Origin of the sequence: Bordetella pertussis 18323, assembly GCF_000306945.1 — a bacterium.
Lineage (GTDB): Bacteria > Pseudomonadota > Gammaproteobacteria > Burkholderiales > Burkholderiaceae_B > Bordetella > Bordetella pertussis.
In genome coordinates this window covers 1,352,190-1,369,679 of record NC_018518.1, presented here as the reverse complement: position 1 = coordinate 1,369,679, position 17,490 = coordinate 1,352,190, and the positions used below count along the sequence as shown (strand labels likewise).

Genomic DNA, 17,490 nt, shown 5'->3' with positions numbered 1-17,490 from the left:
GGCCACAGGGATACATCAGGAATGCTGCAGGCGGCTGGAAATGCGTTTGGCGGCCGCCAGCGTCAGGTTGATCAGGTTCGCGGTGCGTTCGGCCACGCGCGTGGAAGGCGCCATCAGGGTGACCGAGCCGGCTGCCTGGTGCGGCCGCTCGAACACCGGCGCGCTGCAGCCCCATACGCCGGCGTCGACCTCGCTGTCGCTGACCGCGTAGCCGGCGGCGCGGATCGCCTCCAGGTCGCGCGCCAGCGCGGCGGCGTCGACGCCCTGCCCGGCCAGCTCGTGCAGCCGGCCCTGCAGGCGCGCCGGCGCCATGAACGCCATCAGCGACTTGGCCGAGGCCCCGCGCGCCAACGGCGGCAGGCCGCGGCCCTTGACGAACGAACAGCGCAGCGGATGCCGGCTTTCGACCATCTCCAGGCAGACCGCCTGGTCGGACATGGCCACCAGCAAGCCCACCGTCTCGCCCGAATCGGCGGCCAGGCGGGTCATATCGGGCAAGGCTTCCTGGATCAGATAGGACGATTGGTCGAAGCCGCGCGCCAGCTGCACGCACAGCGGGCCCGGCGTATAGGCGCCAGCCTGCTCCAGCACGAACCCCCAGCGCTTGAGCAGGGCCACCTGCCGGTACAGCGTGCTCTGGGCCAGGCCGGTGCGCTCGGCCAGCGCCGCCACGGTCAGCGGGGCTTCCTCGCGCGCCAGGGTGGCCAGCACATACAGCACGCGCTCGGCGCCACCCGCGATGGCTTGTTCTTGCATGTCGATCGTTCCTTGATATTGCGTGCGCAGATTATTCAGTTTTTTCCCATTTTTTCAGAATTCATTCTCAATTTATGAGAATTTCAGGGAAAACCCCGAGCAAAAAAATGCCGCCCCGGTGGGCGGCACGTGATCAGGTGGAGGAGCAGGAACAGGGAGGCCCGGGTGCCTGTCCCTGTGGGGACAGGCACCCGGGTTAATCGTAGGAATTCAGCCGCACGCCCGAGACGCCGGACAGGGAGCGGCCTTCGCCGGGTTGCGACGCCGCGGCAGAGGCTGCCGCGGGCTGTGCCGTGGGCGGCGTTTCGGCGGCCGGCGCCAGCTTGGGCGTGGCCACTGCGCCATGGCGGGCCTGCCGTTCGGCCTCGGCGCGGGCGATCATGGGCTTGAGCTCGCGCGCCAGCGCCTCGGACTTGCCGAAGGCGGCCCAGTCGGCCGCGCTCATGCCCTTGAGGTTGCGCGTGGTGATATCGGCGCCGGCATCCAGCAACAACTGCACCATGCGGCGATCGCCCGAATACGCGGCCATCATCAGCGGAGTGGTGCCGTCGGGCGACGGCGCATTGACCAGCGCCTGCTTGCCCAGCAGCATGCGCGCGGTCTCCAGCCGGCCCTTCGAGGCCGCATAGTGCAGCGGCGTCCAGCCCAGCCGGTTGACCTGCGCGCCGCGCGCGATCAGCGCCTGCGCGCGTTCGGTCTGCCCCGCCACCGCCAGGTACATCAAGGGCGTCTCGCCCGCGGGATTCTCGGCGTTGAGATCGGTGCGGCGGTTGGCGGCCAGCACATCGAACACCTCCCAGGCGTTGTCGACCACCGCCCGCATGATGGCCGGCTGGCCATTGTCGTAGCGCACATTGGGATCGGCGCCCGCCGCCAGCAAGGCGCCGATGTCGCGAGCCTTGTCGTTATGGACATACACCCACCAGTCGGCCTGCTTGGCCGCCCAGGCGGGGCTGGCCAGCAAGGCGCCGGCGAGCAGGCCGCCGGCCGCGGCGCCGCGCCAGCGCAGAAAACGGGTACGCAAGGGTTTCATGGTGGAATACCGCCAAAATCTAGAATTCACTTTAAATAATTCAAATTAGATTATCGTTTTATCTTATTGAAAAGTTTGAAGAAATTCTCGGTAGAGGCATGCGCCACCTCGGCCACCGGAATACCCTTGAGCTCGGCGATCTTCTCGGCCACGTGGATCACCTTGGACGGATCGTTCAGCTTGCCGCGGTATGGCACCGGCGCCAGGTAGGGCGAGTCGGTCTCGATCAGCAGCCGGTCCAGCGGCATATTGGCGGCCACCTCGTGCACGAGCTGCGCATTCTTGAACGTCACGATGCCCGAAAGCGAGATATGGAAATTCAGCGCCACGGCCTGCTGGGCGATCTCCCAGGACTCGGTAAAACAGTGCATCACGCCGCCGACCTCGTCGGCGCCCTCTTCGCGCAGCAGGCGCACCGTGTCCTGCGCCGAGGCGCGCGTATGCACGATCAGCGGCAGGCCGGTCGAGCGCGCCGCGCGGATATGGCGGCGAAAGCGCTCGCGCTGCCAGTCCAGCGGCTCGCTCAGGCGGTAGTAGTCCAGCCCGGTCTCGCCGATGGCCACCACCTTGGGGTGCGCGGCCAGGCGCTCGAGCTCGGCGGGCTCGGGATCGGGCGTGTCTTCATAGTCGGGGTGCACCCCCACCGACGCCCAGAGATTGCCGTGCGGCTCGACCAATTGCATCAGGCCCGGCCAGTCGGGCATGTTGACGCTGACGACCAGCGCATGGGTGACCTGGTTGGCGGCCATGCGATCCAGCACGGCCGGCAGGTCTTGCGCCAATTCGGGAAAATTCAGATGACAGTGGGAGTCTACGTACATACGGACCACAGAATACGGATCACAGGAGAAACGGGCCGTGGCCCGATCGTCACTGGCAGGATAGCACCACGCGCTGCAGGGCCGCGTGCACGAACAGCTTGGCGTTGAGCGGATGCGTGGCCAGCCCGCGCTGGCGGCTCAGCCAGCGCGCGGTCTCGGCCAGTTGCGCGGGCTGCGCGCGCGCGGCGGCTTGCCGCACCGGCTCGGCCAGCAAGGGATAGTAGCGGCTGGCCGCGCCATGGGCGGCCAGCGTCAGGTCGGTGAACAGGCGCTGCAGGGCGTCGATCCACTCGGCCGCCGCCACCTTTTCCAGGTTTTCGGTCAGCGTGCCCACATCGGGCGCCTTGCCCGCGGCCAAGGGCTGCACCAGTTGCGCCAGCCAGGCCGGGCACGGCGCATCGCCCCGGGCCGCCAGGCGCTGCGCCGCCAGCGGCGCGCCGCCGGCGGCAGCCAGCCAGTCGGCCGCCGGCTCCACGCCCTGCTCGCCCAGCCATTGCAGCGCCTGCCCGGCCGACGGCGTGGGCAGCGGCAGGCGCCGGCAGCGCGACACCAGCGTGGGCAGCAGGCGGTCGGGCGCATCGGCCACCAGCAGGAACACCGTATGCGCGGGCGGCTCCTCCAGCACCTTCAGCAAGGCGTTGGCCGATATCACGTTCAGCGCATGCGCCGGATACAGCAGCGCCACGCGCCAGCCGCCCCGGTGCGTGGCGGTGTTGAACCACGGTTCGAGCGCGCGGATCTGGTCGATGCGGATGTCCTTGGACGGCGCGCGCTTGGCCGCCGCGCCACCGGAACCGGCCTCGGCCTCGGCCTCCTCGGCGCCTTCGGTCTGGTCGGCGCCCTCTTCCAGCGCGACCGCCTCCGGACGGATGCGCCGCAGATCCGGATGGTTGCCGCTGGCCACCCAGGCGCAGGCCGCGCACTCGCCGCACGCCAGGCCCTGGCGCGGCGACTCGCACAGCAGGCTGGCCGCCGCGGCCGCCGTAAAGTCCAGCTTGCCGATGCCGCCATTGCCATGGATCAGCCAGGCATGCGCGAAGCGGTCGCGCCCGCTCAGCCAGGAGCGGGCGATCTCCGTCTGCCAGGGCAGGAAGCGACCGAGGCTCATGCCGCTTGCGCCACCAGCTCGCGCACCTCGCTGTCGAGCTGCGCGCGCACGACCTCGAGCGGCCGGCTCGAATCGATGATGCGGATACGTCCATCCGAGCTGCGCGCCCGCTCGTGGTAGGCGGCGCGGGTGCGTTCGAAGAAGGCATCCTCCTCGCGCTCGAAGCGGTCGAGCTGGCGCGAGCGCGCCAGCCGGGCGCGCGCCACGTCCAGCGGCACGTCGAACAGCCAGGTGCGGTCGGGCTGCAGATCGGGATGCACCCACTGCTCCAGCGCCGCCACGCGCGCCGCGCCCAATTGGCGTCCGCCGCCCTGATAGGCATAGGACGCATCGGTGAAGCGGTCGCACACCACCCACTCGCCGCGCGCCAGCGCCGGCGCGATCACTTCGCGCACGTGCTCGCAGCGCGCCGCGAACATGAGCAAGGTCTCGGTTTCCAGGGCCATGGGTTCGGACAGCAGCAGCTCGCGCAGCTTCTCGCCCACCGGCGTCCCGCCGGGCTCCCGGGTGGCCAGCACCGTCAGGCCCAGGTCGCGCAGCGCCTGCACCATCCATGCGGTATGGGTGCTCTTGCCGGCGCCATCGACGCCCTCCAGCGTAATGAAACGTCCACGCGGGGTCATTGCTGCGATCCTTGTTGCGGTTGCCCTTGTCCCAATATGTAGCGCGACACATTGCGGTTGTGGTCGTTCAGGTTGACCGAGAACTCGCTGGTGCCGTTGCCGCGCGACACGAAGAACAGGTATTTGTGGCGTTCGGGCTGCACCGCCGCCAGCAGCGCGGCGCGCCCGGGCGCGGCGATGGGCGTGGGCGGCAGGCCCGGACGGGTGTAGGTGTTCCATGGCGTGTCGGTCTGCAGGTCGCGCTTGCGGATACGGCCCTGGTAGGCCTCGCCCATGCCGTAGATCACGGTCGGATCGGTCTGCAGCAGCATGCCGATGCGCAGCCGGTTGGCGAACACCCCGGCCACGCGCGCGCGCTCCGACCCGTGGCCGGTCTCCTTCTCGACGATGGAGGCCAGGATCAGCGCTTCGTAGGGCGTGCCCACCGGCAGCCCATCCTGGCGCTTGGCCCAGGTCGACTCCAGGATGCGCTGCCCTTCCTGGTAGGCGCGCCGCAGGATGTCGAAATCCGTGCTGCCCGGAGTGAACACATAGGTGTCGGGAAAGAACATGCCCTCGGGATGAGTCACCGTCGAGCCCAGCCTTTCCATCAGGGCCTCGTCGCTGGTCTCGCCCAGGGTCTGCTTGACGTCGGGATGTTCGCGCAGCGCCTGGCGCATCTGCCGGAACGTCCAGCCCTCCAGGAAAGTGATCTGGCGCTGGCTCATGTCGCCGCGCGCCAGCCGTTGCAGCAACTGCCAGGGCGAGTCGCCGTCGATGGCCTGGTAGCCGCCGGCCTTGATCTGCTTGTCCAGCTCGGACAGGCGCGCCATCCAGACGAAGCCCGGCTCCCAGACCGCCACGCCGGCCTGGTTGAGGGTGCGCGCGATGGCGCGCGGCGTGCTGCCCGGATCCACCACGAAATCGATGCGGTCGGACTTGAGCGCCACCGGCCTGTGCATCCAGGTCCAGGCGCCGCCGGCCGCCAGCGCGGCGCCGAGCAGCGCCACCAGCACGAGCAGCAGAAAATAGAAACGAATGCGTTTTCTCATAAGTCTGCGCAAGTTTAATGGATCGCGGGCGCGGCGGCTGGCCCGCCCACGCCCCCGCGGTCAGCCGGGTCATAGGGGCCGGCGCGGGCCGCCCCGGGTATCATCGGGGTTTGTTCGACGCCGCGCGGCCCACGCCGGTTCGCGCGTGCGCGTCATCCGCCCCTTTTAGAATTCCGCCATGCACGCTTTCTACGATTCGATTCCCGCGCGCGCCGATGGTTCGGCGCAATGCGCGCCGCTGGCCAGCCTGCGCGTCATCGGCGCGGCCGGCGCCGACGCGCTGGCTTTCCTGCATGGGCAACTGACCCAGGACGTCACCGGCCAGCCCGCCGACCACGCCCGCCTGGCCGGCTACTGCACCGCCAAGGGCCGCCTGCTGGCCACGCTGGTCATGTGGCTGGCCGCCGCGGCCGACGAAAGCGCCCCGGTATGGCAGGCGCTGGTGCGCGCCGACGTCGCCGAGGCGGTGCTCAAGCGCCTGTCCATGTTCGTATTGCGCGCCAAGGCGCGGCTGGCTCCGGTGCCGGCGTGGGCGGCGGGCGTGCAATGCGCCCCCGCCGCGCTGGCCGCGCTGCAGGACGCCGCCGGCGGCGCCCTGCCCGCCGCGCCCTGGCAGCGCGCCGAATTGCCCACCGGCACCTGGATCGGCGCGCCCTCGGCCGATGCGCAGCCGCGCTGGTGGTGGATCGCCACCGAAGCGCAGCTGGAGCGGGCCGGCGCGCTGGCCGCGCACCTGGGCCGCGCGTCCGAGTCCGCCTGGCAGGCCGCCGACCTGGCCGCCGGCCTGCCCTGGATCGGCGCGGCCACGCAGGACGTCTTCATTCCGCAGACCGTCAATCTCGACCTCATCGGCGGCGTCAGCTTCACCAAGGGCTGCTATCCGGGCCAGGAGGTGGTGGCGCGCAGCCATTACCGCGGCACGGTCAAGCGCCGCATGGCCCATGGCGTGATCGCCGAGGCCCCGGCCGACCTGCCCGACCCCTTGGCCGGCCAGGACATCTACGACAGCGCGCGGCCGGACGAACCCTGCGGACGCGTGGTCGACGCCGCGCGCAGCGACGGGCAGCTCGCGCTGCTGTTCGAAACCACCCTGGCCAGCCTGCCCGACGGCGACCTGCGGCTGCTCAGCGCGCAGGGCCCGCGCATCGCCCTGGCGCCCCTGCCCTACGAACTGGCCGGCAACGCCGCCGGCTAGGTGTGAAGATTCAATAGGTTGTATGCATGGTTCATCCGAACCGGATTTGAGAAACTGGAAATCGCCACCCCCCCAGTTCACTCAAGGAGCCCGGCCGGATGAACACCCATAAGCATGCCCGATTGACCTTCCTACGTCGACTCGAAATGGTCCAGCAATTGATCGCCCATCAAGTTTGTGTGCCTGAAGCGGCCCGCGCCTATGGGGTCACCGCGCCGACTGTGCGCAAATGGCTGGGCCGCTTCCTGGCTCAGGGCCAGGCGGGCTTGGCCGATGCGTCCTCGCGCCCGACGGTCTCGCCCCGAGCGATTGCGCCGGCCAAGGCGCTGGCTATCGTGGAGCTGCGCCGCAAGCGGCTGACCCAAGCGCGCATCGCCCAGGCGCTGGGCGTGTCAGCCAGCACCGTCAGCCGCGTCCTGGCCCGCGCCGGTCTGTCGCACCTGGCCGACCTGGAGCCGGCCGAGCCGGTGGTGCGCTACGAGCATCAGGCCCCCGGCGATCTGCTGCACATCGACATCAAGAAGCTGGGACGTATCCAGCGCCCTGGCCACCGGGTCACGGGCAACCGACGCGATACCGTTGAGGGGGCCGGCTGGGACTTCGTCTTCGTGGCCATCGATGACCACGCCCGCGTGGCCTTCACCGACATCCACCCCGACGAGCGCTTCCCCAGCGCCGTCCAGTTCCTCAAGGACGCAGTGGCCTACTACCAGCGCCTGGGCGTGACCATCCAGCGCTTGCTCACCGACAATGGCTCGGCCTTTCGCAGCCGCGCCTTCGCCGCGCTGTGCCATGAGCTGGGCATCAAGCACCGCTTTACCCGACCTTACCGCCCACAGACCAATGGCAAGGCCGAACGCTTCATCCAGTCGGCCTTGCGTGAGTGGGCTTACGCTCACACCTACCAGAACTCCCAACACCGAGCCGATGCCATGAAATCCTGGCTACACCACTACAACTGGCATCGACCCCACCAAGGCATCGGGCGCGCTGTACCCATCTCCAGACTCAACCTGGACGAATACAACCTATTGACAGTTCACATCTAGTCGACCAAGACCGGACGCGCTCCCTAGGGGAGCAGGCGCGCCTTGACCTGCTGCGACAGCGCGGCCATGTCGGCGCGGCCGGCCAGCTTCTGCTTCAGGATGGCCATGACCTTGCCCATGGCGGGCGCGCCCGTGACGCCTTGCGCGCTGACTTCGGCCAGCGCGGCATCGACGGCGGCGGCCACTTCCTCGGGCGCGGCCGCCTGGGGCAGGAATTCCTGCAGCACGGCCAGCTCGGCTTTCTCGTGTTCGGCGGTTTCGGTGCGTCCGGCCTGCTCGAACGCGGCGATCGATTCGCGCCGCTGCTTGACCTGCTTCTCGATGACGGCGGTGATTTCCGCGTCGCTCAGTTCGCGGCGCTCGTCGACTTCGCGCTGCTTGATGGCGGCCAGCAGAAAGCGCAGCGTGGCCAGGCGATCGGTGGCCTTGGCGCGCATGGCGTCCTTGACCGAGTCGGACAGGCGGGCTTTGAGCGTATCGTGGCTCATGACGGAATCCTTGGATAGGTGACTGCAAACCGCTATTTTCGCCGCCCGGGGGCGGGGCCGCAAACGGCGCGCGATACGGGCCTTTTAAAAGATGTAGAATAAATACATGTTTTAATTTTTCGCAGCCACATCGAAGGAACCGCAGTATGTTGAGCCCCGAAGTCCGCGCGCTGGTCAAGGCCACCGCGCCCGTCCTGAAAGAACACGGCGAGGCGCTGACGCGCCATTTCTATACGCGCATGCTGGGCGGCAACCCAGAGTTGCGCCAGCTGTTCAACCAAGGCCACCAGCAAAGCGGCCAGCAGCAGCAGGCGCTGGCCGCCGCGGTGGCGGCCTATGCCGAGCATATCGACGATCCCTCGGTGCTGCTGCAGGTGGTCGAGCGCATCGCCCACAAGCACGTCAGCCTGGGCGTGCGCGCGGAACACTACGCCATCGTCGGCAAGCATTTGCTGGCCTCGATCCGCGAGGTGCTGGGCGAAGCGGCCACCGACGAACTGATCGACGCCTGGGCGGCCGCCTATGGCCAGCTGGCCGATCTGCTGATCGGACGCGAGCGCGCGCTGTACGCCGCCGCTGCTTCCCGCGACGGCGGCTGGACCGGCTGGCGCGCCTTCAAGGTGGTGCGCAAGACGCCGGAAAGCGCCGAGATCACCTCGTTCTACCTGGCGCCGGCCGACGGCGGCGCCACTCCCGACTACCTGCCGGGCCAATACGTATCGGTGCGGGTCTACGTGCCCGAGCTGGGCCTGATGCAGCCGCGCCAGTACAGCCTGTCCGAGGCGCCGGGCATGCCGGGGCAACTGCGCATTTCGGTCAAGCGCGAGGCCGGCTCGCCCGCCGGCATGGTGTCGGGCACGCTGCACAATCGCATCAACGAGGGCGATGTGCTGGACGTGTCGCCGCCGCAGGGCGATTTCACGCTGGACGCCGAGGACGGCCGGCCGGTGGTGCTGCTCAGCGGCGGGGTGGGGCTGACGCCGATGGTGTCCATGCTCAACCACCTGACGGCGCGCGACGACGGCCGGCAGATCCGCTTCGTGCATGCCTGCCGCGAGGCCGGCGTGCATGCGATGAAGGAACATATCAACGCGCTGGCCGCCAAGCGGCCGAATGTGCGCAAGGCGGTGTTCTACGAGCGCGTGGGCGCGGACGACCGGCGCGGCGTCGACTACGACTACGAAGGCCGGGTCGATCTGCATGCGATCCGCGACGAGGTGATCCTGCCCGACGCGGACTACTACCTGTGCGGTCCGTTGCCCTTCATGCAGGCGCAACGGCGCGCCCTGGCCGACCTGGGCGTGGCCGAGCACCGCATCCATGCCGAAGTGTTCGGCACCGGCGGCGTGGCATAGCGGTGTATGCTTGCCGCGTTCCGCCGCCCATCCCGCGCCAGCCATGCAACTGAACCGTTTCACTGACTTCGGCCTGCGCGTCATGATGTACCTGACGCAATGCCGCGACCGCACCGTACCCGTGACGATTCCCGAAATCGCCGCGCGGTTCGAGATTTCGCGCAACCATCTGGTCAAGGTCGTGCATTTCCTGTCGCAGCAGGGCTGGATCGTGGCGACGCGGGGCAAGGGCGGCGGACTGCGGCTGGCGCGCGACGCGGTCGAGTACCGCATCGGCGAACTGGTGCGCGTGCTCGAAGACCAGGGGGCGCTGGTCAATTGCGCCCAGCCTCCCTGTGTGCTCAATGGCGCCTGCCGCCTCAGCGGTGCGCTGGCCGAGAGCCTGCAGGCGTTCTACCGCACGCTGGACGGCTATACGCTGGACGACCTGGTGCGCGCGCCCACGGCCCTGGCCATCGTGCGCCTGCACCGGGCCGCGTAGGTCCGGCCGCGCCGGCGGCGGCCAACCTTAGGTTATGGCCGCTGTCCGGATTGCTATTTGGCGCGGCGCGCGCCGCTATCCCACAATGACGCCTGGATGATTTCTTGCGGGATATGACATGCGCGTCTGCGTCGTTGGCGCCGGTGTGGTGGGGGTGACGTCGGCCTATTTCCTGGCGCGCCAGGGGCATGAGGTGGTGCTGGTCGACAGCCATGCGCAGCCGGCCGAGGCGTCGAGCTACGCCAACGGCGGGCAGCTCAGCTACAGCTATGTGGCGCCGCTGGCCGGCCCCGGCGTGCTGCCCAGCGTGCCGGGCTGGCTGCTGCGCAGCGATTCGCCGCTGCGCTTGCGGCCCAGGCTCGATCCGCATCAGTGGCGCTGGTGCCTGCAGTTCGCGCTGGCCTGCCGCGCTTCGGTGGCCGAGCGTTCGACCGCCCAGCTGCAGACGCTGTCCTACCTCAGCCGCGACGTCATGGACGGCCTGCTGGCGCAGGAGGAACTCGAATTCGGCCATGTGCGCAACGGCAAGCTGATCGCCTATCGGGACCATGCCTTGCTGGAGAAGGCCCGTCGGCTGGTGGCCTACCAGGCTTCGCTGGGCGCCGAGCAGCAGGTGCTCGATGCCGCGCAGACGCTGGCGCTGGAGCCGGCCCTGGCCGGGCTGGGCGCCAGCCTGGCCGGCGCCGTCTACACCCCGAGCGAAGAGGCCGGCGATTGCCGCCAGTTCACCGAGGCGCTGTTCGCACGCCTGCAGCAGCTGGACAACGTGCAGTGCCTGATGTCCAACCCGGTGCGCGGACTGTGGCGCGAAGGGCGGCGCATCGTGGCGGTGCAGGCCGCGCAGGGCGATATCGGCGTGGACGCGGTGGTGCTGGCCACCGGCGTGGGCACGCGCGCCTTGCTCAAGCCGCTGGGCCAGGACGTGCCGCTGTATCCGCTCAAGGGCTACAGCCTGAGCGTGCCGCTGCCCGTCGGCGATACGACGGCGCCCGCCATCAGCGTGACCGATTACGAACGGCGCATCGTCTACGCGCGCATCGGCCGCGTGCTGCGCATCGCCGCCATGGTGGATATCGGCGGCGCCGACGCCGCCATCGAGCCCGCGCGCATCGACCTGCTCAAGCGCCAGGTGGCCGAGGCGTTCCCGCAGCTGGACCTGAGCCAGGCCGTGGCCTGGGCGGGCCTGCGGCCGGCCACGCCGACCGGCAAGCCGCTGATCGGCGCCAGCCGCGCGGCCGACAACCTGTGGCTGAATATCGGCCAGGGCGCGCTGGGTTTCACGCTGGCCTGCGGCAGCGCGGCGCTGCTGACCGCGCAGATGTCGGGCCTGGAACTGCCCATCGACGCCACGCCGTTTACACCCGATCCTCGGCGTGCCTGTCCCCGCACGGGGACAGGCACCCGCTGAATCTGGGCGTGCCTGCATTGCACGGGGACAGGCACCCCCACCGGCACCTGCTGCGTTTTCCGCGTTCAGTGGAAGTTGCGGCTGGCGGCGGCCAGGCCGTCCTGGCTGAGCTGGCCCAGCAGGCTGCTCAGGTCCACCAGGCGCTGCGCCACCAGGTGGCGCACGCCATCGACGCTCTGCCAGGTGCCATAGATGCCCAATAGCGTGGCATCCAGCAGTTCGCGGCGCTGCCGTTCGATCAGCTCGGGACGCACCACGGCATTGATGGGGCCGGTTTCGTCTTCGAGCGTGACAAAGATGGTGCCCTTGGCGGTCTGCGGCCGCTGGCGCACCGTGACGATGCCGCAGGCGCGCGCCAGCCGGCGATTGGGGTAGGTATTGAGGACCGCGGCGGTCTGGAAATTGCGCGCGGCCAGTTGCGGCCGCAGCAGCGCAAGCGGATGGCGGCCTAGGGTCAGCCCGACGCTGCGGTAGTCGGCGGCGACGGTCTGGCCTTCGGACGGCGCCGGCAGCGCGGGCGTTTCGGTTTCGACGATCACGGCTTCGCGCAGCAGGTCGCGGCTTTGTGCGCTGGCGGCCGCTTGCCAGCTGGCCAGGCGGCGATGGCCGGCCAGGGTGCGCAAGGCATCGGCGGCGGCCAGTGCGTCGAGCGCCTGGCGCGGCAGCCCGGCGCGGCGCGCCATGTCGGCGGTATCGGCGAAGGGCCGGCGCACGCGTGCCTGTTCGATGGCGCGCGCGCTGTCCTCGCGCAGCCCCTTGACCAGGTTCAGGCCCAAGCGCACGGCGGGCCGCGCCGCGCCGGGCGCGTCCTGCAGGCTGGCCTCCTAGCCGCTGTACAGCACATCGGCCGGCAGCACCCGCACGCCATGGCGGCGGGCGTCCTGCACCAGCTGGGCCGGCGCGTAGAACCCCATGGGCTGAGAATTCAGCAGGGCCGCGAGGAAGGCCTCCGGTTCATGGCATTTGAGCCAGGAGCTGGCATAGGCCAGCAGCGCGAAGCTGGCGGCATGGCTTTCGGGAAAACCGTATTCGCCAAAGCCTTCGATCTGGCGAAACAGGGCCTGCGCGAAGTCGGCCGTATAGTTGCGTGCCAGCAGGCCGCCCACCAACTGGGCGCGGAACTTGTCGACGCCGCCCTTGCGCCGCCAGGCCGCCATCGAGCGGCGCAGCGCGTCGGCCTCGCCGGGGGTAAAACCGGCGGCGTCGACCGCGATCTGCATGACCTGCTCCTGGAAGATCGGCACGCCGAGCGTGCGCGCCAGCGCCTTGCGCACCGCCGGCCCGGGGTAGGTGATGTCTTCGCGCCCCTGGCGCCGCCGCAGGTAGGGGTGCACCATGCCGCCCTGGATCGGGCCGGGCCGCACGATGGCCACCTGCACCACCAGGTCGTAGTATTGGCGCGTCCGCAGGCGCGGCAGCATGCTCATCTGCGCGCGCGACTCGATCTGGAACACGCCTATCGTGTCGGCCGCGCAGATCATGTCGTAGGTGGCGTCGTCGTCGGGCGGAATCTCGTGCAGCGCCAGCGGCCGGCCACGCCGCTGGCCGGCCAGCGCCAGCGCGCGGCGCAGCACCGACAGCATGCCCAGCGCCAGCACGTCCACCTTCAGCAGCCGCAGTGCGTCGAGATCGTCCTTGTCCCATTGCACCACGCTGCGCCCGGGCATGGCGGCGTTTTCGATCGGCACCAGGCGCGACAGCTTGCCGCGCGAGATCACGAAGCCGCCGGGATGCTGCGACAGGTGGCGCGGAAAACCCATCAGCGTTTCGGCCAGCTCGGCCCATTGGCGCGCCACCCGCGAGGCCGGATCCAGGCCGCAGGCGGCGAGCGAGCGCAGCATTTCCTTCTTGCCGTTCCACCATTGGTGCGCCCGCGCCACGGCGTCGATGATGCCGTTGTCCACGCCGAGCGCGCGCCCGGTATCGCGCAGCACGCTGCGCGGCCGGTACGAGATGACCACGGCGGTCAGGGCGGCGCGCTGGCGGCCGTATTTCTCGTAGATGTACTGGATGACTTCCTCGCGCCGCTGGTGTTCGACGTCGATATCGGGCGGTTCGTTGCGCTCCTTGCTGATGAAGCGCTCGAACAGCGTGTTGCCGCGCGCGGGATCGACCGCGGTGATGCTCAGGCAATAACAGACCGCCGAGTTGGCCGCCGAGCCGCGGCCCTGGCACAGGATGCCTTGCGAGCGGGCGTAGCCGATGATGTCGTAGACCGTGAGGAAATAGGCCTCGTAGCGCAGTTCGTTGATCAGGGCGAGCTCTTTTTCGACCTGGGCGGCGACCGCCGGCGTCATGCCCTCGGGAAAGCGTTGCCGGGCGCCCAGGTAAGTCTGCTGGTGCAGGTAGGAGGCGGGCGTATGGCCGGCGGGCACGATTTCGTCGGGGTATTCGTATTGCAACTCGTCCAGCGAGAAGGTGCAGCGTCGTGCGATGGCCAGCGTCTGGGCCAGGGCCTGGGCCGGATAGAGGCTGGCCAGGCGCAGGCGCGAACGCAGGTGGCGTTCGGCGTTGGCGGCCAGGTCATAGCCGCACTGGCCGACGCTGCGCCCGGTGCGGATGGCCGCCAGCGTGTCGTGCAGGGGCTTGCGCGAACGGCGGTGCATCTGCGCCTGGCCCAGTGCGACGATGGGCAGGCCGCTGGCGTGGGCGGCGTGCTCGACGGCGGCGCGGTGCAGGTCGTCGCGGCAATGGTGCAGCAGGGTCAGGCCGATCCAGGCGCGGCCGGGGCATTGCGCGGCTAGCTGTGAACTGTCAATAGGTTGTATTCGTCCAGGTTGAGTCTGGAGATGGGTACAGCGCGCCCGATGCCTTGGTGGGGTCGATGCCAGTTGTAGTGGTGTAGCCAGGATTTCATGGCATCGGCTCGGTGTTGGGAGTTCTGGTAGGTGTGAGCGTAAGCCCACTCACGCAAGGCCGACTGGATGAAGCGTTCGGCCTTGCCATTGGTCTGTGGGCGGTAAGGTCGGGTAAAGCGGTGCTTGATGCCCAGCTCATGGCACAGCGCGGCGAAGGCGCGGCTGCGAAAGGCCGAGCCATTGTCGGTGAGCAAGCGCTGGATGGTCACGCCCAGGCGCTGGTAGTAGGCCACTGCGTCCTTGAGGAACTGGACGGCGCTGGGGAAGCGCTCGTCGGGGTGGATGTCGGTGAAGGCCACGCGGGCGTGGTCATCGATGGCCACGAAGACGAAGTCCCAGCCGGCCCCCTCAACGGTATCGCGTCGGTTGCCCGTGACCCGGTGGCCAGGGCGCTGGATACGTCCCAGCTTCTTGATGTCGATGTGCAGCAGATCGCCGGGGGCCTGATGCTCGTAGCGCACCACCGGCTCGGCCGGCTCCAGGTCGGCCAGGTGCGACAGACCGGCGCGGGCCAGGACGCGGCTGACGGTGCTGGCTGACACGCCCAGCGCCTGGGCGATGCGCGCTTGGGTCAGCCGCTTGCGGCGCAGCTCCACGATAGCCAGCGCCTTGGCCGGCGCAATCGCTCGGGGCGAGACCGTCGGGCGCGAGGACGCATCGGCCAAGCCCGCCTGGCCCTGAGCCAGGAAGCGGCCCAGCCATTTGCGCACAGTCGGCGCGGTGACCCCATAGGCGCGGGCCGCTTCAGGCACACAAACTTGATGGGCGATCAATTGCTGGACCATTTCGAGTCGACGTAGGAAGGTCAATCGGGCATGCTTATGGGTGTTCATCCGGCCGGGCTCCTTGAGTGAACTGGGGGATCGGCGATTTCCAGTTTCTCAAATCCGGTTCGGATGAACCATGCATACAACCTATTGAATCTTCACAGCTAGTGCGGCGGATGCGTAAACGGACCTATCCTCAACAGCATCTCGTCGTCATGGTCTGCGCCGCCGAAAGCCTGCCGGTCGAAGAACGGCTGCTCGGAGACATGCGCGCCCCGCTCGCCGGCCAGGCCGGCGAAGGTACGGCGCGAAGCCTGATTGTCAGGCCCCACCGTGGTTTCAAGATGTCGAACATGCCTGCACTCCTGGCGTTCCAGGATGTGGCCAAGCATGGCGCGGCCCAACCGATGGCCGCGTGCGCGGGAATGCACCGCGACCTGCCAGACGAACAACACGTCGGGCCGGGTCGGGAGCAAATAAGCAGAAACGAACCCGTCGATACGTCCGCCCGGGCTTTCGGCGACCACGCAGGTATGGGCGTGGTGCTCGCACAGCAGCAGGTAGGCGTAGAGGGAATTGAGGTCCAGTGGCGGACACTCGGACACCAACTGGTGTATGGCCGCGCCGTCGTTGCGGCGGGGTGGGCGCAGGTGGTAGCGCAAGGCGCTGGCCGGCTGCGCGGCGGAGATATCTGGCGAGGTGTTCGATGTTTCGTCTTTTCTCATACTACCAGTCCCGATTCCAGGGGCGCGCCGCCAGTAGGCATTTCGAGTATGGGCGGCGATCCTTCGCCGGCCGCCTCGACGGCATGCCCCTCCTGTTCCATCAACGCCACGATGCGCTCCAGCGCCAGCGTGATCGTTGCCTGCTCCAGTTCGGGCAGGGCATTCAGGCCGTCGGCCAGATGCTTCTGCAACGGCGACGGCGCCTCGGCGGCCAGCGTGCGGCCGCCCTCGGTGGCTGTGACGAACACGATACGGCGGTCTTCCCGGCCGCGTTCGCGGCGGATCAGGCCCTTGTCTTCGAGACGATCCAGGATGCCGACCACCGTGCTCGGGCTGACGTGGATTTCGCGGCTGATGGCCGTGGCCGTCATGGGGCCGCCGGCGATCACGGCGCGCAGGCACATCAGCTGCGGAGCGGTGATGTGGCTGACGGCCGCCAATTGCCGGGAATGCAGCGCGATGGAACGCGTAATGCGGCGCAGGGCGCGCAGGATGCGTAGATCGTATTGCTGCGGCGTATCAGTCTGAGCGACGTTGTTCATAGCCAGGAAAAAGAGGTTCGGACAAAATTGATTTCTACTCAAATGATATGCCTGCCATTCATTCAAGTCAAACCAGAATTGCCGGCAAGATGTAATTCAATGCGAGCGTTTTTCCGGTAATTGCCGTCATGATCACTTCGGCCGGCGAATCTTCCCAGGAGGCTTAGTGGATTACCCGTAGGCCGTATAAAACACATGTTTTTTATTTTTAGCGAGATATATCATGTGTTTTTTATCCTGTTTCGCGCCATGCCCCCCACCCCTGCCCCGTCCATGCTGGAAACCCTCCAGTCATTGCTCGACGACCTGCCCGCCGAACTGCAGCGCGCCGCTCGCTGGGTGGCCGCGCACCCGGCCGAAGTCGGCCTGTGGTCGATGCGCCGGCAGGCCCAGGCCGTGGGCGTGGCGCCAGCCACCATGCTGCGCCTGGCGCGGGCGGCAGGCTGCGGCAGCTACGAAGACTTCCGCGCACCCTTCCAGCAGGCGCTGACCGCCGCCGGCGGGTCGGGATGGCGCGACCGCGCCGCGGAACTGCAAGCGGCGCAGGACGCCGGCGCCGCGCCCGGCCATGACGTACTGACGGGATTGCAGACCCAGGCCATCGGCTCGATCCGGGCGCTCAACCCGCCGGCCGCCTTCGATGCCGCGGCCAGGACCCTGCTGGCCGCCGGCCAGGTCGGCTTCCTGGGCACCCGCTCGGCGTTCGGCATCGCGCACCAGATGCGCTACGCCTACCAACTGGTACGCCGCAATGGCCTGCTGATCGACGGGCTGGGCGGCGCGCCGGCCGAACAGATCGACAACCTGCAGGCCGGCGACGCGCTGGTGGCGATTTCGCAGGCCCCCTACCCGGCAGCCACGGTGCACCTGGCGCGCCAGGCCAGCCAGCGCGGCGTGACCGTCGTGGCGCTCACCGACGACCCGCTCTCGCCCCTGGCGCTGGAGGCCGGCCATGTGCTGCTGTTCGCGCGGCCCGAACGCGAACGGGTCTATGCCGAGCCGGCCCAGCGCGGTCCGGGCTCGTTCTTTCACACCACCGCCGGACTGCTGGGCCTGGCCGAGCACCTGATCGCCCGCCTGGCCGCGTGCGGCGGCGAGACCGCCCTGGCGCGCCTGGCCGAAATCGAGGCGCGCCTGCAGGCCGAGCAGGTGTACTGGTCGCCGGCGCACGCGCGCCGCGACAAGGCGCGGCCTGGCCGCGGCATGCCGCGGGAAGCGGCATGACCGCCCTACTCCTCTTGCCTCTCCTA

16 protein-coding genes and 1 pseudogene are annotated in these 17,490 nt (G+C 68.8%); 6 read left to right on the top strand and 11 right to left on the bottom strand.

Annotation, left to right across the window (positions count from 1 at the left end; all coding sequences use genetic code 11):
- Window positions 1-15 precede the first annotated feature (15 nt).
- The 6 genes from BN118_RS06475 to mltG all read right to left on the bottom strand — a co-directional run bounded on the left by BN118_RS06475 (window position 16) and on the right by mltG (window position 5,372).
- Window positions 16-756, bottom strand: a complete 741-nt coding sequence (locus BN118_RS06475) for an IclR family transcriptional regulator (RefSeq protein WP_010930600.1) — start codon at window positions 754-756, stop codon at window positions 16-18.
- Between the two features lie 196 nt (window positions 757-952).
- Window positions 953-1,789: an ankyrin repeat domain-containing protein gene (locus tag BN118_RS06470; RefSeq protein ID WP_014905638.1), complete on the bottom strand. Its 837-nt coding sequence runs from the start codon at window positions 1,787-1,789 to the stop codon at window positions 953-955.
- A gap of 50 nt (window positions 1,790-1,839) precedes the next feature.
- Window positions 1,840-2,610: a TatD family hydrolase gene (locus BN118_RS06465; protein ID WP_010930598.1), complete on the bottom strand. Its 771-nt coding sequence runs from the start codon at window positions 2,608-2,610 to the stop codon at window positions 1,840-1,842.
- Between the two features lie 49 nt (window positions 2,611-2,659).
- Window positions 2,660-3,718 carry a DNA polymerase III subunit delta' gene (holB, locus tag BN118_RS06460; protein ID WP_014905637.1) on the bottom strand — a complete coding sequence of 353 codons (1,059 nt, stop codon included), beginning with the start codon at window positions 3,716-3,718 and terminating at the stop codon, window positions 2,660-2,662.
- Window positions 3,715-4,341, bottom strand: a complete 627-nt coding sequence (tmk, locus tag BN118_RS06455) for a dTMP kinase (RefSeq protein WP_003811733.1) — start codon at window positions 4,339-4,341, stop codon at window positions 3,715-3,717. The genes holB and tmk overlap by 4 nt, the downstream gene beginning before the upstream one ends.
- Window positions 4,338-5,372: an endolytic transglycosylase MltG gene (mltG, locus tag BN118_RS06450; protein WP_014905636.1), complete on the bottom strand. Its 1,035-nt coding sequence runs from the start codon at window positions 5,370-5,372 to the stop codon at window positions 4,338-4,340. Before mltG ends, tmk begins: the two co-directional genes overlap by 4 nt.
- A 178-nt stretch (window positions 5,373-5,550) precedes the next feature.
- On the opposite strand from mltG, the gene ygfZ reads away from it, so the two are divergent.
- Together ygfZ and BN118_RS06440 are read left to right on the top strand one after the other, a co-directional pair.
- The gene (gene ygfZ / locus BN118_RS06445; protein ID WP_010930595.1) at window positions 5,551-6,567 is read left to right on the top strand and encodes a CAF17-like 4Fe-4S cluster assembly/insertion protein YgfZ; all 1,017 of its coding nucleotides are present in this window, start codon (window positions 5,551-5,553) and stop codon (window positions 6,565-6,567) included.
- Between the two features lie 98 nt (window positions 6,568-6,665).
- Complete coding sequence (locus BN118_RS06440; protein WP_005015810.1) at window positions 6,666-7,616, top strand: IS481-like element IS481 family transposase; 951 nt, start codon at window positions 6,666-6,668, stop codon at window positions 7,614-7,616.
- Window positions 7,617-7,639: 23 nt separating this feature from the next.
- Here BN118_RS06440 and BN118_RS06435 read toward each other — a convergent pair whose 3' ends face one another.
- Window positions 7,640-8,104, bottom strand: coding sequence for a GatB/YqeY domain-containing protein (locus BN118_RS06435; RefSeq protein WP_003810867.1), 465 nt, complete (start codon window positions 8,102-8,104; stop codon window positions 7,640-7,642).
- A 146-nt stretch (window positions 8,105-8,250) separates the two neighbouring features.
- Here BN118_RS06435 and hmpA point away from each other — a divergent pair, with 146 nt between their 5' ends.
- The 3 genes from hmpA (at window position 8,251) to BN118_RS06420 (ending at window position 11,348) form a co-directional block, all read left to right on the top strand.
- Window positions 8,251-9,459 (top strand): NO-inducible flavohemoprotein, encoded by a 1,209-nt coding sequence (gene hmpA / locus BN118_RS06430; RefSeq protein WP_010930799.1) that lies wholly within the window; start codon window positions 8,251-8,253, stop codon window positions 9,457-9,459.
- Window positions 9,460-9,502: 43 nt separating this feature from the next.
- A complete protein-coding gene (locus BN118_RS06425) occupies window positions 9,503-9,940 on the top strand; it encodes an Rrf2 family transcriptional regulator (RefSeq protein WP_010930798.1) in 438 nt (145 codons plus the stop codon).
- Window positions 9,941-10,058: 118 nt separating this feature from the next.
- Window positions 10,059-11,348: a D-amino acid dehydrogenase gene (locus BN118_RS06420; RefSeq protein WP_010930797.1), complete on the top strand. Its 1,290-nt coding sequence runs from the start codon at window positions 10,059-10,061 to the stop codon at window positions 11,346-11,348.
- 65 nt (window positions 11,349-11,413) lie between these two features.
- Here the strand turns inward: BN118_RS06420 and BN118_RS06415 are convergent.
- The 4 genes and pseudogenes from BN118_RS06415 to BN118_RS06400 all read right to left on the bottom strand — a co-directional run.
- A pseudogene (locus BN118_RS06415) lies at window positions 11,414-14,095 on the bottom strand (error-prone DNA polymerase); the annotation flags it as partial.
- Window positions 14,089-15,039, bottom strand: a complete 951-nt coding sequence (locus BN118_RS06410) for an IS481-like element IS481 family transposase (RefSeq protein WP_005012067.1) — start codon at window positions 15,037-15,039, stop codon at window positions 14,089-14,091. The gene BN118_RS06410 and the pseudogene BN118_RS06415, both read right to left, overlap by 7 nt.
- Before the next feature lie 98 nt (window positions 15,040-15,137).
- Window positions 15,138-15,698 carry a diaminobutyrate acetyltransferase gene (gene ectA, locus BN118_RS06405; protein ID WP_010930801.1) on the bottom strand — a complete coding sequence of 187 codons (561 nt, stop codon included), beginning with the start codon at window positions 15,696-15,698 and terminating at the stop codon, window positions 15,138-15,140.
- Window positions 15,695-16,240 carry a MarR family winged helix-turn-helix transcriptional regulator gene (locus BN118_RS06400; RefSeq protein WP_010930802.1) on the bottom strand — a complete coding sequence of 182 codons (546 nt, stop codon included), beginning with the start codon at window positions 16,238-16,240 and terminating at the stop codon, window positions 15,695-15,697. Before BN118_RS06400 ends, ectA begins: the two co-directional genes overlap by 4 nt.
- Window positions 16,241-16,435: 195 nt before the next feature.
- Between BN118_RS06400 and BN118_RS06395 the strand changes: the two genes are divergently transcribed.
- Window positions 16,436-17,464, top strand: coding sequence for a MurR/RpiR family transcriptional regulator (locus BN118_RS06395; protein WP_003818661.1), 1,029 nt, complete (start codon window positions 16,436-16,438; stop codon window positions 17,462-17,464).
- Window positions 17,465-17,490: the final 26 nt, after the last annotated feature.